The organism is Pseudomonas sp. 5P_5.1_Bac1, assembly GCF_025466015.1.
GTDB lineage: Bacteria > Pseudomonadota > Gammaproteobacteria > Pseudomonadales > Pseudomonadaceae > Aquipseudomonas.
Genome location: NZ_JANLNX010000018.1, coordinates 1 through 13,912, shown reverse-complemented (window position 1 = coordinate 13,912; position 13,912 = coordinate 1). Strand labels below are relative to the sequence as shown.

15 protein-coding genes and 1 pseudogene are annotated in these 13,912 nt (G+C 64.0%); 8 read left to right on the top strand and 8 right to left on the bottom strand.

Annotated elements, in window-relative coordinates:
- Positions 1-82: 82 nt before the first annotated feature.
- Together NTD82_RS03330 and NTD82_RS03325 are read left to right on the top strand one after the other, a co-directional pair.
- Positions 83-1,285, top strand: a complete 1,203-nt coding sequence (locus NTD82_RS03330; RefSeq protein WP_095159836.1) for an MFS transporter — start codon at positions 83-85, stop codon at positions 1,283-1,285.
- Between the two features lie 90 nt (positions 1,286-1,375).
- Positions 1,376-1,924, top strand: a complete 549-nt coding sequence (locus tag NTD82_RS03325) for a cupin domain-containing protein (protein WP_095159837.1) — start codon at positions 1,376-1,378, stop codon at positions 1,922-1,924.
- Between the two features lie 46 nt (positions 1,925-1,970).
- On the opposite strand, the gene NTD82_RS03320 is transcribed toward NTD82_RS03325, so the two are convergent.
- Entirely contained in the window at positions 1,971-3,461 is a 1,491-nt protein-coding gene (locus NTD82_RS03320) for an anion permease (RefSeq protein ID WP_262127730.1), read from the bottom strand.
- Positions 3,462-3,924: 463 nt separating this feature from the next.
- On the opposite strand from NTD82_RS03320, the gene NTD82_RS03315 reads away from it, so the two are divergent.
- Together NTD82_RS03315 and NTD82_RS03310 are read left to right on the top strand one after the other, a co-directional pair.
- The gene (locus NTD82_RS03315; RefSeq protein WP_095159839.1) at positions 3,925-4,257 is read left to right on the top strand and encodes a hypothetical protein; all 333 of its coding nucleotides are present in this window, start codon (positions 3,925-3,927) and stop codon (positions 4,255-4,257) included.
- Between the two features lie 111 nt (positions 4,258-4,368).
- Positions 4,369-4,788: a group II truncated hemoglobin gene (locus NTD82_RS03310; protein WP_262127729.1), complete on the top strand. Its 420-nt coding sequence runs from the start codon at positions 4,369-4,371 to the stop codon at positions 4,786-4,788.
- Between the two features lie 771 nt (positions 4,789-5,559).
- Here NTD82_RS03310 and NTD82_RS03305 read toward each other — a convergent pair.
- The 5 genes from NTD82_RS03305 to NTD82_RS03285 form a co-directional block, all read right to left on the bottom strand.
- Positions 5,560-5,862, bottom strand: a complete 303-nt coding sequence (locus NTD82_RS03305; protein WP_262127728.1) for a hypothetical protein — start codon at positions 5,860-5,862, stop codon at positions 5,560-5,562.
- Between the two features lie 204 nt (positions 5,863-6,066).
- Positions 6,067-6,258 (bottom strand): hypothetical protein, encoded by a 192-nt coding sequence (locus tag NTD82_RS03300; protein ID WP_095159842.1) that lies wholly within the window; start codon positions 6,256-6,258, stop codon positions 6,067-6,069.
- Positions 6,259-6,430: 172 nt separating this feature from the next.
- Entirely contained in the window at positions 6,431-7,315 is an 885-nt protein-coding gene (locus NTD82_RS03295) for an EamA family transporter (protein ID WP_262127727.1), read from the bottom strand.
- 146 nt (positions 7,316-7,461) lie between these two features.
- Positions 7,462-8,013 carry an ATP-dependent Clp protease proteolytic subunit gene (locus tag NTD82_RS03290; RefSeq protein WP_095159844.1) on the bottom strand — a complete coding sequence of 184 codons (552 nt, stop codon included), beginning with the start codon at positions 8,011-8,013 and terminating at the stop codon, positions 7,462-7,464.
- A 60-nt stretch (positions 8,014-8,073) separates the two neighbouring features.
- A complete protein-coding gene (locus NTD82_RS03285) occupies positions 8,074-8,469 on the bottom strand; it encodes a low affinity iron permease family protein (protein ID WP_262127726.1) in 396 nt (131 codons plus the stop codon).
- Positions 8,470-8,627: 158 nt separating this feature from the next.
- Between NTD82_RS03285 and NTD82_RS03280 the strand changes: the two genes are divergently transcribed.
- Positions 8,628-9,539, top strand: coding sequence for a DUF72 domain-containing protein (locus tag NTD82_RS03280; RefSeq protein ID WP_262127725.1), 912 nt, complete (start codon positions 8,628-8,630; stop codon positions 9,537-9,539).
- A gap of 103 nt (positions 9,540-9,642) precedes the next feature.
- Here the strand turns inward: NTD82_RS03280 and NTD82_RS03275 are convergent, their stop codons facing one another.
- Both NTD82_RS03275 and NTD82_RS03270 read right to left on the bottom strand, forming a co-directional pair.
- Positions 9,643-9,879, bottom strand: a complete 237-nt coding sequence (locus NTD82_RS03275) for a metallothionein (RefSeq protein ID WP_262127724.1) — start codon at positions 9,877-9,879, stop codon at positions 9,643-9,645.
- Between the two features lie 17 nt (positions 9,880-9,896).
- Complete coding sequence (locus NTD82_RS03270) at positions 9,897-10,376, bottom strand: phosphotransferase system, HPr-related protein (protein ID WP_110970914.1); 480 nt, start codon at positions 10,374-10,376, stop codon at positions 9,897-9,899.
- 167 nt (positions 10,377-10,543) lie between these two features.
- Between NTD82_RS03270 and ligD the strand changes: the two genes are divergently transcribed.
- The 3 genes and pseudogenes from ligD to NTD82_RS03255 form a co-directional block, all read left to right on the top strand.
- Positions 10,544-12,994, top strand: coding sequence for a DNA ligase D (gene ligD, locus NTD82_RS03265; protein WP_262127723.1), 2,451 nt, complete (start codon positions 10,544-10,546; stop codon positions 12,992-12,994).
- The gene (locus NTD82_RS03260; RefSeq protein ID WP_262127722.1) at positions 12,994-13,257 is read left to right on the top strand and encodes a hypothetical protein; all 264 of its coding nucleotides are present in this window, start codon (positions 12,994-12,996) and stop codon (positions 13,255-13,257) included. Before ligD ends, NTD82_RS03260 begins: the two co-directional genes overlap by 1 nt.
- Positions 13,254-13,912, top strand: a pseudogene (locus tag NTD82_RS03255) (acyl-CoA dehydrogenase); the annotation flags it as partial. The gene NTD82_RS03260 and the pseudogene NTD82_RS03255, both read left to right, overlap by 4 nt.

The following is a 13,912-nucleotide window of genomic DNA, read 5'->3' as shown; positions in this document are numbered from 1 at the left end:
AGCGTAAATACGGGTTTTATCTTCAAGATGTACAGCAGGCCGGGGCACAATGTGCCACCACGAAACCAGCCCCGGACTGCTTATGACCACCGCCCAGGTCCCTCCTGCGCAGCACACCGCCTTCGATATCCGTCCCCTGCTCTTCGCCCACATGGCCTGCACTATCGCCATGATGGCCTTCGTCTCGCTGATCGGCCCGATCGCTCGCGTGCTCGACCTCGCCCCCTGGCAGGCAGGCGCGGCGATGACGGTGTCCGGGGTGATCTGGATGCTCCTCGCCCGCCCTTGGGGCCGCGCCAGCGACCGCTATGGCCGCCGCCGGATCCTGCTGCTGGGTGCCGGCGGTTTCACCCTCTCCTACTGGGCGCTATGCCTGTTCATCGACGGCGCCCTGCGCTGGCTGCCGCCCGCCTCGATCGCGTTCGCCGGCATGGTCATCGGCCGTGGCGCCATCGGTGCGTTCTACGCCGCCCTGCCGGTAGGCAGCAACGCGCTGATCGCCGATAACGTCGCGCCGCAGAACCGCGCCAAAGCCATGGCGTCCCTCGGCGCCGCCAACGCCGTCGGCCTGGTGCTCGGCCCGGCCCTCGCCGCCTTGCTCGCCCGCCACAGCCTGAGCCTGCCGATGTACGCCATGGCGATCCTGCCGCTGCTGGCCCTGCTGGTGCTGCGGTTCAAGCTCAAGCGCCAGGAGTTGCACCTGGCCCAGGCCCCGCGCAGCGTGCGGATGACCGACCCGCGCCTGCGCCGGCCGCTGGTGGTGGCCTTCGTCGCCATGCTCTGCGTGTCCCTGGCGCAGATCACCGTCGGTTTCTTCGCCCTCGATTGCCTGGGCCTGGAACCGGGCGACGCCGCACAGGCCGCCGGTATTGCCTTGACCATGGTCGGCGCAGCGCTGATCTGCTCGCAATTGCTGGTGCGCAAGCTGCAATGGCCGCCGCTGCGGATGATTCGCGTCGGCGCCAGCATCTCGGCCCTGGGCTTTATCGCCAGCGCCTTCGCCACAAGCAGCCTGGTGCTGGCGCTCGGTTTCTTCGTCAGCGCGGCGGGCATGGGGTGGGTGTTCCCGGCCTTCGCGGCGCTGGCAGCGAACGCCGTGGACGCCTCTGAACAAGGCGCCACCGCCGGCTCCGTCGGCGCCGTACAGGGCTTCGGCGTGGTGATCGGTCCGCTGGCCGGAACCTTGATCTACAGCCTCGATCCGCGCCTGCCGTACCTGGTCGCCGCCGTGCTGTTGCTGCTGGTGGGGCTGTGGTCGACCTCACGTGCCCCGGCACACGTCTGAAACCCGCACGATCCGCCGTTCGCCGCTCGGGCACAGGCTGCCCGAGTGTGCTTTAATGCGTCGCCCATTATTTTTGACACCAAGGCGGCTATGGACACGGGGACACGACTCAGACTGGTGCGTGAACGCAACAAGCTCTCCCAACGCGAACTGGCCCGGCGCAGCGGCCTGACCAACTCGACCATTTCACAGATCGAACAGAATCGCGTCAGCCCCTCTGTCAGTTCCCTGAAGAAGCTGCTCGAAGGCATCCCCATGTCCCTGGCGGAGTTCTTCAGCTTCGACGAGCCGCCGCGGCAAGAGCGCTTCGTCTTCCGCGCCACCGAACAGCCCGACCTGGGCAGTTCCGGCCTGCGCCTGCTGCTGGTTGGCGCCAGCGTCGAAGGCCGGCAGATGCGCATGTTGCGCGAGCTGTACGCCCCAGGCGCCGACTCCGGTGAAGAGCTGATCGTCCACGCCGAAGGCGAGGAATGCGGCCTGGTCACCCGGGGCACCATTGAACTGCGGGTCGACGGTCAGGTGAGCATCCTCAACACCGGCGACGGTTATTACTTCCCGACCACCCTGCCCCACAGCTTCAAGAACATCGGCCAGGATGAGGCCGAGATCATCAGCGCCAACACCCCGGCGAACTTCTGATCCGCCACGGCGGTATCGCGAGGCCTCTCGCGATACCGCCGCAGGTTCACATCCAGCCCAGCCAGTGCCACCAGGTGGCAGCAAACACCAGCATCAGCAGATAACCGGCCACGGTCACCACCAACCCGACCCGGGCGAACTGCCGTGCGTTGAAGGTTTCGGTGCCAAGGCACACCATGTTCTGCGGCGCATTGATCGGCAGGATAAAGCCGTAGCTGACCACGAAGCCCAGGGCCATGGTCATGCCCAACCGACTGAAATCACCCGGCAAGGTCTGCAGCACTGCGATCAGGATCGGCAACAGCGCCGAGGTCAACGCCGTGGCGCTGGCGAAGCCCAGGTGGATCACGATCAGGAACGCCCCGAGAATCGCAAACACGCCCAGCGTACCCAGTTGATCCAGCCCGGTATGGGCGACCACCTGCGCGCCCAGCCATTGGCCGGCATGGGTGCTGAGCAAGGTGGTGCCGAGGCTGATGCCCACGCCGAAGACGATCACCGTGCCCCATGGAATCCGCGCCTGCACGTCCTTCCAGGTCATCACGCCGAAACGCGGCAGTAACAGCAGCACCAGGCCGGCATAGGTGGTGGACGTGGTGTCGAACGCGTGCAGTTTGCCCTCGGTGGCCCACGCCAGCAGCAGGGCCAGCGAAACGCCGAGCAGACGCTTCTGCGCCCCGCTCATCGGCCCCAACGCCGCCAGTTGCTCGGCGACCGCAGCCTTACCGCCAGGGATGCTGTCGGTCTCCGGAGGCAGCATTTTCAGCACCAGCACAATCAGCAGGGCCGACATCAGCACAGCCCACGGCGCGCCTGCGATAAGCCAGTCGATCCACGACACCCGGGCGCCGAGCATCTTGTCCATGAAGCCGACGGTCAGCAGGTTCTGTGCAGCGGCGGTCTGGATGCCGATGTTCCAGATGCTGGTGCCCTGGGCGACGATGATCATGATCCCGGCGGCAATGTTGGAACGCTTGTCCACGCCGAACGCGGCGATCACCCCCATCATGATCGGCACCACACAGGCACTGCGCGCGGTGGCGCTGGGCACGACCAGGCTGAGCAGAATGGTCACCACCACGGCACCAAGCAGAATGCGCCGGGTACTGACGCCGATGCGGTCAAGGGTCACCAACGCAATGCGCCGGTCCAGCCCGGTGTGGGTCATCGCCGCCGCCAGGAACAGCGCGCCCACCACCAGTGCCAGCGCCGGATTGGAAAAGCCGGTCAGGGCCATGCTCACCGCCGCCGACGAGCCGTAGGTTACGGTGGGGTCAGCCAAGGTCGGCGCGGTGCCGAGGAGAAACGCCAGCAGCGAGGTGATCATGATCGCACTGGCTTCGTAGGACACCGCCTCGGTGATCCAGATCACCACGGCAAACGCCAGGATCGCCAACACCCGCTGCCCCGCTACCGGCAAGTCGGCCGGCAACGGCAAGAACAGCACGGCCACCAGCGCGACGATGCCGACCAGCAAGCCGACGGGCAGCCCCAGCCTGGCGCCGGTGGTTGAAGGAGAAGTGCTTGTCTGGCTCATGAACGCCTCGCTGACTGCAGAAAACCCGGCAAGCGCTCTAGCACGGCGCTTACCCCTGATTCTGATGATCCTCTCCACCTGCCCGAAAAAAACTGACCCGGATCAAACCCGCCCGACATTGCCGCAGGTGTCTGCAACGGGTTTTGTAGGGCAATCCAACAGGGCACTACATAAACACCCCATACGTAGGAAAAGTATTTTGTAGTGCTAAGAAAAAATCACTACAAAACCTGTTGACGCCATTCGTCGCCCTCTGCATGATGAGCCCATCTCCCCGATCGGGAGTGCTGGCAAGGGTGTTCCAGACGGTCTGAGCAGTTTTCGGGTCGTCCGTGGAGAGGGACTGTCCAAAAGGCAGAGTGAAGAAAGCCCCTGTTGCAATGCTGCGGTAGCAGCCTTGGTAGTGCGCTACATGAGTAGCGCCAGATAGACAAAAACCACTGACGGGTTAATGGGGGCTTTAATGATGAACTTGAACGAAAAACCGACCATCGAAGAATTGGCCAAACTGTTCGCAGCGCGTAAAGACAGCCTCGACAGCCACATTCTCTGGGTTTGCGATGCCGGCGAGGTGCATATCGACAGCCTGTCGCCTTACACCGCCGAAGACGAATTCGAAGAGCGCAAGCCGAACATGCGCGCCCGGCTGAAGATGTACCGCCGCGGCCAGGGCTACGTCGGCAAGAAGGCCGCCGCCGACACCCAGTACGTCGGTCGCGTGTTGCAGACCCTGGAACAAGAGTGGCCAACGCTGCGTGAAACCCAGGGCGTGCAGATTATCGACCGCCTCTGCTGATTCACCCGCGTCAATTGAGCCCGGCCCGCAATGGCCGGGCTTTTTCATGCCCGGCATCAAAGTTCATCGCGTGATTCTGGCTAAAATGCGGCTTTTCCCCGGAGTACCCGCATGACCAGCCCCGCTTTCGGCACCGCGGACGCGTCCTACCAGGCAGCCGGCGGCTTCGACGGCCTGCGCCGCCTGGTGGATGACTTCTACGACATCATGGACCAGGACCCGACGGCGCAGACCGTCAGGCATATGCATGCCGACGACCTGAGCCTGTCCCGCGACAAGCTGACGTGTTTTCTCAGTGGGTGGCTCGGTGGTCCGCGCCTGTTCGCCGAACGCTACGGGCCGATCGGCCTTCCGTCCTTTCATGCTCAGTGGCCGATGGACGAGGGTCACGCCCGGATCTGGCTGGATTGCATGGAGCAGGCTATCGCTCGCCAGGACTACTCAGCGGAGTTCGCCGAATACCTGCTGACCCAATTGAGGGTTCCGGCCGGGCGCATCGTCCAGGCCAGCCGTGCGCGGCACGGGCATTGAAGGGATGCCTTCCTTGTTTGTAAGTGTTTGGCTTTGCGAACTTATCCGTTCGATGCGGCGAGGCTGCCGGCGCCTTCCGCCTTTACGGCGGCCGACTTTTGTCTTGGCAAAAGTAGGCAAAACCGCTCGCTCCCACATACGGCCCTACGCTGCGCTCCGGGTCCCCTCGCTACGGCGCCTTTCGGGGCCACGCGGCCTACGACTTGCAAGCAAGTCTACATCTCGCGTCTTCGGCTTACGCCGAAGGGTGCTGCGCACCTGCCCCTACAGGCACCTCCGCTCGGCCTCCTGAAGTCGCGAAGTTACGGGCGGCGTATGTGATGACGGATCTTCGAAATCAGAGTCTGGTGAAACCACCGATTGGCTCTTTTTTTCTTGATCTTGCTTCTGCTCTTCATGCACGCAAGTTCAGACGACACAAATTGCGACGTCAGGAGGCCGAGTGGAGGTGTCTGAAGGGGCAGATGCGCAGCATCCTTCGGCGTAAGCCGAAGACGCGAGATGTAGACTTGCGAAGCAAGTCGTAGGCCGCGTGGCCCCGCAAGACACCGGAGGGAGGGGACCCGGAGCGAAGCGTAGGGCCGGATGTAGGAGCGAGCGGTTTTCGTCTATTTTGCCAAGACAAAATGGACCCGCCGTAGAGGCGGAAGGGGCCGGCAGCCTCGCCACACGGAATGGATCAGCCCAGAGCACCCAAACCCAAAGCCAAAGCCCCCCCGTGAAAAACCAAAAAAAAGCCGGCAACCCTGCCGGCTTTTTCAATAGTTTCATTCACGCCTGGCGAAGCAACGCCACCGGCTCTTCAGGTTGCAGCCCGGCGACCATCGCCCGGGCCCGATCGACACCCCAGACCAGCGCCCGGCTCATGCTCTCACCGGGGCGGGACGGGTAATACTCTTCCAGCAAGGCCTTGCCCTGCCGGGCATAAACACCGAGAAAAAGTTGTGTTGCCCCGGTACGCGAAAGTCTTACCTGGACATCGATACTGGTGCCATCGCTGAACACCTCGTCATGACTGCGGCTGTGCAACCGGGCATCCGCCCATTCCCAATACTTCTCTTCCCTGATGCGCATTACAGTCCTCCACTGGATTTACCGCGCTAGTAAGGCACAGATAACCCTCCCTCTCCAGCGCCGCCGGGCGGCGCAATGAGCAAGATCAAGCAAAGCGGCATGAATTGGCAGATTTCGCGTACCAGTCCGCGCTTTCGGGCAGTGCCTTACCAAAATCAAAAAGACGTGGCGCACAAGCCGAACATGCCCCGAAGGGCACGGGTTTCAGCGTTTTGGCAATGCGGCGGGCAGGAACCTGCGGCTTTCGATGCGCGAGGGCGTCCTGGATTTCCAGGTGACCTGGGCATCGTCCAGGGTCATGTTGGCGAAACCGAGGCGGAACGCCGCCTGGCCGCAACGCACCACGCTATTGACGGGAAATTCGTCACCGAGGTCTTCGAGAAATTGATCCTTCATTTACCGGCTCCCCTCTGAATTCGGTCGATACCGATCCCCCAGCGAGAGACCTGAAAATATCGACCTGGATGTTTCAGAGACTAGCCGGACATTTGCGGACTGCTCAGTCACAAAGCAAAAAGACCGACAAATGGCGCAGTGCAATCATTCCGCCCGCGCCCCTTGCCGAATCTCAGGCTCGCGCTGGCAGGAACCGCGCTTTCAGGCGCGGCCCGAACACATTGATCAACAGCCCGACCATCACCAGCAAACCACCCCAACACTGGATCGCGCTCAACCGCTCATCCAGCAGCAGCGCCGACGAACTCAGCCCCACCACCGGAACCAGAAGCGAAAACGGTGCCACTTTGCCGGCCGGGTAACGCGACAGCAGCCGACTCCACAAGCCGTAGCCAAGCATTGTCGCGATCAGCGCCAGGTAGACCAGCGACAGGATCGAGCTCATGCCGATATTGCGCAGCGACGTCTCGATCAGCGCCGGGCCTTCGAGGTACCACGACATGGCGAAGAACGGCAGCGGCGGCACCAGCGCGCCCCAGATCACCAGCGCCATCAAATCGATATTGCCGAAGCGCCGCGTAATGATATTGCCCATCGCCCAGCAGGCACCGCCGCCAAGGGTGAGGACCAGCGCCAGCAACGGCACATGGCCGCCATTCTCGCTGCCAATCAGCGCAAGCCCCCCCGCCGCCACCAGCAACCCCAGCACCCTGGCCGCCCGTAGCCGCTCGCCGAGAAAGACCGCGGCGAAAATCATCGTGAAAAACGCCTGCGATTGCAGCACCAGCGACGCCAGCCCCGGCGGCATGCCGTTGCCCATGGCTTCGAACAGAAAGGCGAATTGACCAAACGAAATGGTCAGCCCGTAAGCCAGCAGCCAGCGCCATGGCAACTGCGGCCGGCGAATGAAAAACACCGCCGGGATCGCCACCAGCGCAAAGCGCAGGCCGCCCAGCAGCATCGGCGGCAAGCCATCCAGCCCAACCTTGATCACCACGAAATTCAGGCCCCAGGCGACGATCACCACCAGCGCCAACAGCAGATCCTTGAGCGGCATGTTCCCCCCGGCCTATTTGTAATATTCGGAAACATCATAACGTTATTACAAAAGCCGCTCTACGCCGGGAAGCGAGGCTGACGGCCGGGGTTATGGACGGGTCGCGATCACGCCGACTGTGATCGGTGCACCAGGAAGCGGCAATCTCAGGCGTGGACGCTCCACTGGGTGACATCCGCACCCATCGGAGAATCGTCGATCGCCTGAATCAGCCCGCACAGGATGGCCTCATCGGGGGTGACGATGCGCGGGTGCGACATCAGGTAGCGCGGAATATCCAGCACCTGCTCCGCGCCCTCGGTGCGTTCGGCGACGATCTGCGCATAGAGCAGCAGGTCGTAATCCAGACTCATCGCGTATTCCGCCATGCGCGCGTGGTCCACCGAGCCGTGCAGGTTCCAGTGGAAGGGATGAAACAGGAATTTGCTCAAGGCGCAGGCGGTGCGGTGCTCGCCGGCCAGGAACAGGATATTGCCCATGGACTCGACGGTGCCGAGGTTGTGGGTGTCCACCCGGATCGGCAGCGAGCGCAGGAAGTTGTACAGGCTGAAACCGTAGCTGCACTCCCCGCCCATCGTGGCGATGTTCAACTGCAGGCGTTCGGCGCCTTGTTGCAACGCGCGCGAGCAGGTCGTGATCAGGTTGCCGCAGGTGGAGGAATTGATCGGTCCGGTGAAGTGAATGATATGACTGGTCATGCTCACCTCGTATCAGGTCGGTTGCCGAGGACCTGACGGCGCCTCGGCGTCTTCCGTGGATCAGGCGTCGTCGGCCTTCGCGTCCTTTTTGCCGGGTGCCTTGTGCTCGGCCAGCTCACCCAGATGCTGGTAGCGCTGGCGCAGCTCGTGCAACTGCTTTTCGTCCAGATCGTCGAGCCCGAGCAAGGCATTGTGCGCGCGCTTGGTCGTGCGCAGCAGTTCGTCGATCTTGATGTGCAGCTCATCGGTGTCGCGGTTTTGCGTGTTCTGGATCAGGAACACCATCAGGAAGGTGACTATGGTGGTCGAGGTATTGATCACCAATTGCCACGTATCACTGAAATGAAACAACGGCCCACTGAGCCCCCAGACCACCACCAGCCCGAAGGCGATACCAAACGTCATCGGCCGGCCCGTCCAGTTGGCCAGCTTCTGCGCGAAACGCGAGAACTTCATGTGGATGCTCCTCACAACACCGTTCGACATTCGGTGGAGAGGCTGGCGAGGGCAAAGTTCAGTCAATCTCACCTGCCGGCGCCACTCGTCCATCGCCCTGAACGCATCGCCAAAACTTCCGGTCGCACGCCATAAGATCCCTCGCAAAGGACACCCCGGTGAGCGAGATCCATATTGGTATTTCCGGCTGGCGCTACGCCCCTTGGCGCAAGCAGTTCTATCCCGAGGGTCTGATCCAGGCCAAGGAGTTGGCATTCGCCTCGCGTGCGGTCAGCAGTATCGAGATCAATGGCTCGTTCTACGCCTTGCAAACCCCGCAGCGCTACGCCGAATGGCGCGACGACACGCCGGACGGCTTCGTGTTCGCGGTCAAGGCGCCGCGCTACATCACCCATGTGCGGCGGCTGAAAGAGATCGCCGAACCGCTGGCCAATTTCTTCGCCTCCGGCCCGCTGCAGCTTGGCGACAAACTCGGGCCGATCCTCTGGCAGTTTCCGCCGAGCATGAAATTCGACCCGCAGCGCTTCGCCGATTTCCTCGATCGCCTGCCCCATGACCGCCATGCCGCCACGCACTGCGCCCGGCAGTGCAGCGCGCGCATGAACAAGGACGGCGCGTTCGACAGCCATGGCGACGGTCCGCTGCGGCATGCGGTGGAGATCCGCAACGAGAGCTTTCGCAACGCCGAGTTCATCGACCTGCTGCGCAAGCACGGCGTTGCCTTGGTGGTGGCCGACACCGCCGGCAAGTGGCCGTACCTGGAAGACTTGACCGCCGATTTCCTGTATCTGCGCCTGCATGGCGATGCCGAGCTGTACGCCAGTGGCTACACCGAATCCGCGCTGGAACGCTGGGCTCAGCGCATCCGTACCTGGAGCCGCGGCCAGCAGCCCGCTGATGCCCAACTGGCCGGCGCACGCGGGGACGCGGTGAAGGGTGCCAAGGATATTTATTGTTATTTCGATAACGACCTGAAGGTCCGTGCGCCGTTTGATGCCCGCGACCTGCTGGAGCGGCTGAAGCTTGCGGGTGGGCTGGAGACGGTGCCGGGGGAAGTCTGGGAGGTTTGAGAGAGGGGCGGCGTGCGGGCCTCATCGCGAGCAAGCTCGCTCCTACAGGGGTCGGTGTCGTGGTGACGGTACTGTAGGAGCGGCGCTCGATCGCAGGGGCGGCTCAAGGCGAAATCGGGTCGCTCGCCGGGAATGTCTCTTCCAGTGCGTTATCCACATTGGATTCGTTCGGCTGTTCCGGCTTGCCGTCGCCACAATGGCATTCGCCCATGCTGCACGGCTCTTCGTGGGCATGGCCGCCGGCGCAGGCCTCGCAGCAATAGGACTGGCCGTCACGAACTACGGCATTGGCGCCTACTTCACAGGTGCAGCCAGGACAGGCGCAGTGATGATCGGACATGGTCATTTCCTCCTCGCTCATTGTTCTTCGTCATCGCCTTCGGCAGGCGAAACGCGGTCGGTCCAGGGCTTGCCGTCGAGCGGCGCCGAGCGGGCCAGTTCGGCCTCATCAAGGCCAAGACCACCGCCAATCTCCGCGCCATCGACGCGACGCAATTCCTGGTCCGCAGGGCCATCGCCACCGCGCTCGAACGCATCACGGGCGCCGGTCTGGTCATACAGCGTGTCGGGGCTCAAGTCGTCGTAGTTGACGTTGTCTTCGTGCTGGCTTTCGGTGAGGGTCTCTCCGCCGCTCATGCCGCTGCGCTCGACGCGCTCACGGGGAAATTCCTCGTCCACCTCGCGGCCCGGACGGGCATCCCCGGCACGGCCCTGGCGCTCGTCGTTGCGGTCGCTGAAGTCCAGTTCGCGCATTTCACCCATGCGGTCCTGGATATCGTCGATTTCCTGGGCCTGATGCGGTGTGGCTTCTGCGGGTTTATCGCTCTTCTCGATCATGACTGCCTCGGTGTCAGGTGGGCTCTCATGGAGTCGACTCCCCCACCGCGCCAATGATTCAGACTTTCCGCCATCCGGTCGGCGGCAGGCGGATTGAACTCCTGTCGCCAGCGCCCGCTCCCACTTGAAAGGACGCAGATTCCTCTCGCCATCAATCGGAGCCCGCCATGGCCAAGCCCAAGCCCTTGCAGGAGTACCAGCGCAAGCGCGACTTCGCCGCCAGCCCCGAGCCGGCCGGCAAGCAGGCCCGTGGCAAACCGGCGCAGGCGTTGCAGTTCTGCATCCAGAAACACGATGCCAGCCACCTGCACTACGACTTCCGCCTGGAGCTGGATGGCACCCTGAAAAGCTGGGCGATTCCCAAGGGCCCGTCGCTCGACCCGAGCGTGAAACGCCTCGCCGTGCACGTCGAAGACCACCCGCTGGACTACGCCAGTTTCGAGGGGCATATCCCCGAGGGCCATTACGGCGCCGGCGACGTCATCGTCTGGGACCGCGGCGTCTGGATTCCCGAAGGCGACCCGCGGCAGGACTACGCCCGCGGCCGCCTGCATTTCGAATTGCAGGGCGAAAAACTCGGCGGTCGCTGGGCGTTGTTTCGTACCCACCTCGCGGGCAAGAAAGAACAGTGGCTGCTGGTGAAATCCGCCGACAAGCTGGCCCGCGACGCCAGCGACTACGACATCCTCGATGCCGAGCCGGACAGCGTCATCAGCGACCGCAGCCTGCCCGCGACGGCAAAAGCTGTACCACCGAAAAAGACCGCCCGCCCCGCTAAAAAAGCCGCCGCGCAAAGCGCCCTCCCCGCGCAGATCAAGCCACAACTGGCGACCCTGGTGGACGCCGCGCCGGACGGCGACTGGCTCTACGAAATCAAGTTCGACGGCTACCGCATCCTCGCCCGCATCGACGCCGGCGAGGTGCGCCTGTTCACCCGTAACGGCCATGACTGGACGGCGAAAATGCCCCGCCAGGTGGCGGCACTGAAGAAGCTCAAGGTCCGCTCGGCCTGGCTCGACGGCGAGATGGTCGTCGCCGACGAAAACGGCGTGGCGGATTTCCAGGCCCTGCAAAACGCCTTCGATACCGAGCGCGACGAGCCCATCACCTACTACCTGTTCGACCTGCTGTTTCTCGACGGCCGCGACCTGCGCCAATCCCCGCTGCAAGAGCGCCGCGCGGCGCTGGAGAAACTGCTGGCCAAGGCGCCCGACGCCCTGCGCTACTCGGCGGCGTTCGCCGAGCCGGTGGATTCGCTGCTGGAAAGCGCCTGCCAGTTGAACCTCGAAGGGCTGATCGGCAAGCGCCTGGACAGCCTCTACGTCGAGCGCCGCAGCAGCGACTGGATCAAGCTCAAATGCAAGAAGCGCCAGGAATTCGTGGTGCTCGGCTACACCGATCCGAAAGGCAGCCGCAGTGCCTTCGGCGCCTTGTTGCTCGGCCTGCACGACGACGGCGAATTGCGCTACGCGGGCAAGGTCGGCACCGGCTTCAGCACCGCGACCCTGAACAGCCTGCTGCAACGCCTGAGCCCGCTGGAAGTCGAGCGCCCGCCGCTGGCAAAACCACCCACCGGCGCCGATGTGCGCGGCGTGCACTGGCTGAAACCGAAGCTGCTGGCGGAAGTCAGTTTTGCCCAGATGACCCGCGACGGCATCGTCCGCCACGCCGTGTTCCACGGCCTGCGCGACGACAAACCGGCCAACGGCATCAACCTGGAGCGCGCCATGCCCGCGAAAAAAAGCGCCAGCCTGCACCTGACCCACCCCGAGCGCATCATCGACGCCAGCAGCGGCACTACCAAACTCAAGGTGGCGGAGTATTACGCGCAGGTCTCGGAACTGATCCTCCCGCACCTCAAGGACCGCCCGGTCGCGCTGGTGCGGGCGCCGGACGGCCTGAGCGGCGAGCTGTTCTTCCAGAAGCACGTCGCCCACCTTGATCTGCCAGGGGTCAAAAGCTACGACAAGGACCAGGCCGGCCAGGCGGCGATGGTCATCAATCGCCAGGACACCCTGCTCGGCGCCGTGCAGATGAACATGCTCGAACTGCACACCTGGAACGCCACCGACAGCCAGTTCGAGCGGCCCGACCGCTTCATTCTCGACCTCGACCCGGATCCGGCGCTGCCGTGGAAAGCCATGGTCGAAGCCACCACCCTGACCCTCACCCTGCTGGATGAACTGGGCCTGCGCGCCTTTCTCAAGACCAGCGGCGGCAAGGGCATTCACGTGGTCGTGCCGTTGGTGCGACGGGCCGGCTGGGACGAGGTGAAGGACTTCAGCCACGCCCTCGTCAATCACCTGGCCGGGCTGTTTCCCGAGCGCCTGTCAGCGGTGTCGGGGCCGAAGAACCGGGTCGGACGGATCTTCATCGACTACCTGCGCAACGGCAAAGGCGCCACCACCGCCTGCGCCTGGTCGCTGCGAGCGCGGGAAGGCATGCCGGTCTCGGTGCCGATCTGGCGCGAGGAACTGGGCGAGATCAAAGGCGCCAACCAGTGGAACCTCGCCAACATCGACGAACGCCTCGCCGAGGGCAATGACCCGTGGCAGGACTACGCCGGCATCCGCCAATCCATCAGCGCCAGCATGCGCAAGCGAATGGGTGGCAAATAATGGACTGGATCGATCTGCTGCAATGGCCGGCAATGCTGGCCACGGTGCTGGCGGCCTGGTGGATCGCCTCGCAGCGACCCGGCCGGCGGCGCATCGGCTTCTTCTGTTTTATCGCCAGCAACCTGCTCTGGGCCGTGTGGGGCTGGCACACCCAGGCCTGGGCGTTGATCGTGCTGCAGGCGTGCCTGTTCGCCATGAACCTGCGCGGCCTGCGCAAGAACGACACGCCCGACACCGCACGTGCCAAGGAGTCAACCTCATGAGCATCATTCAGGATTTCGATCTGGGCAGCCTCGACACCCTGCTGCGCAGCTTCACCGAGCGACCACAGGCGCTGCACCTGGATACCCAGTTGCCGCTGGTGATGCAATCGCTGCAACGGGACCACCTCGACCTGCTGCCCTTGCCCGGCCAGGGCCACACCCTGCAACGCTGGCAGACCCTGGCGCGGGTCGCCGGCTGCGACCTGGCCCTGGCCAAGCTCTATGAGGGCCACACCGACGCCTTGGCGATCCTCGCCGAGTGCGGCGCCAGCCACCGGGTCGGACCGGGCATCTGGGGCGTGTGGGCCGCCGAGCCGCCAGACGCGCGCACGCGCATTGTCGAACGCGACGGCGAGCGGGTGATCCTCGAAGGTCGCAAGGCCTGGTGCTCCGGCGCCCTGCAAATCGACAACGCCCTGGTCACCGCCTGGGATGCCGACGAGCAGCCGCAACTGGTGGCCATCGAGTTGTCGCACCCGAGCCAGCGGATCATCGCCGAGGGTTGGCAGGCGGTGGGCATGGCCACCACCACCAGCGTGCTGCTGGAATTCGACCGTTCCCCGGCGGTGGCCATCGGCTCGCCGGGGCAGTACCTGTCGCGGCCCGGTTTCTGGCAGGGCGGCGGCGGCATCGCGGCGTGCTGGTACGGCGCCGC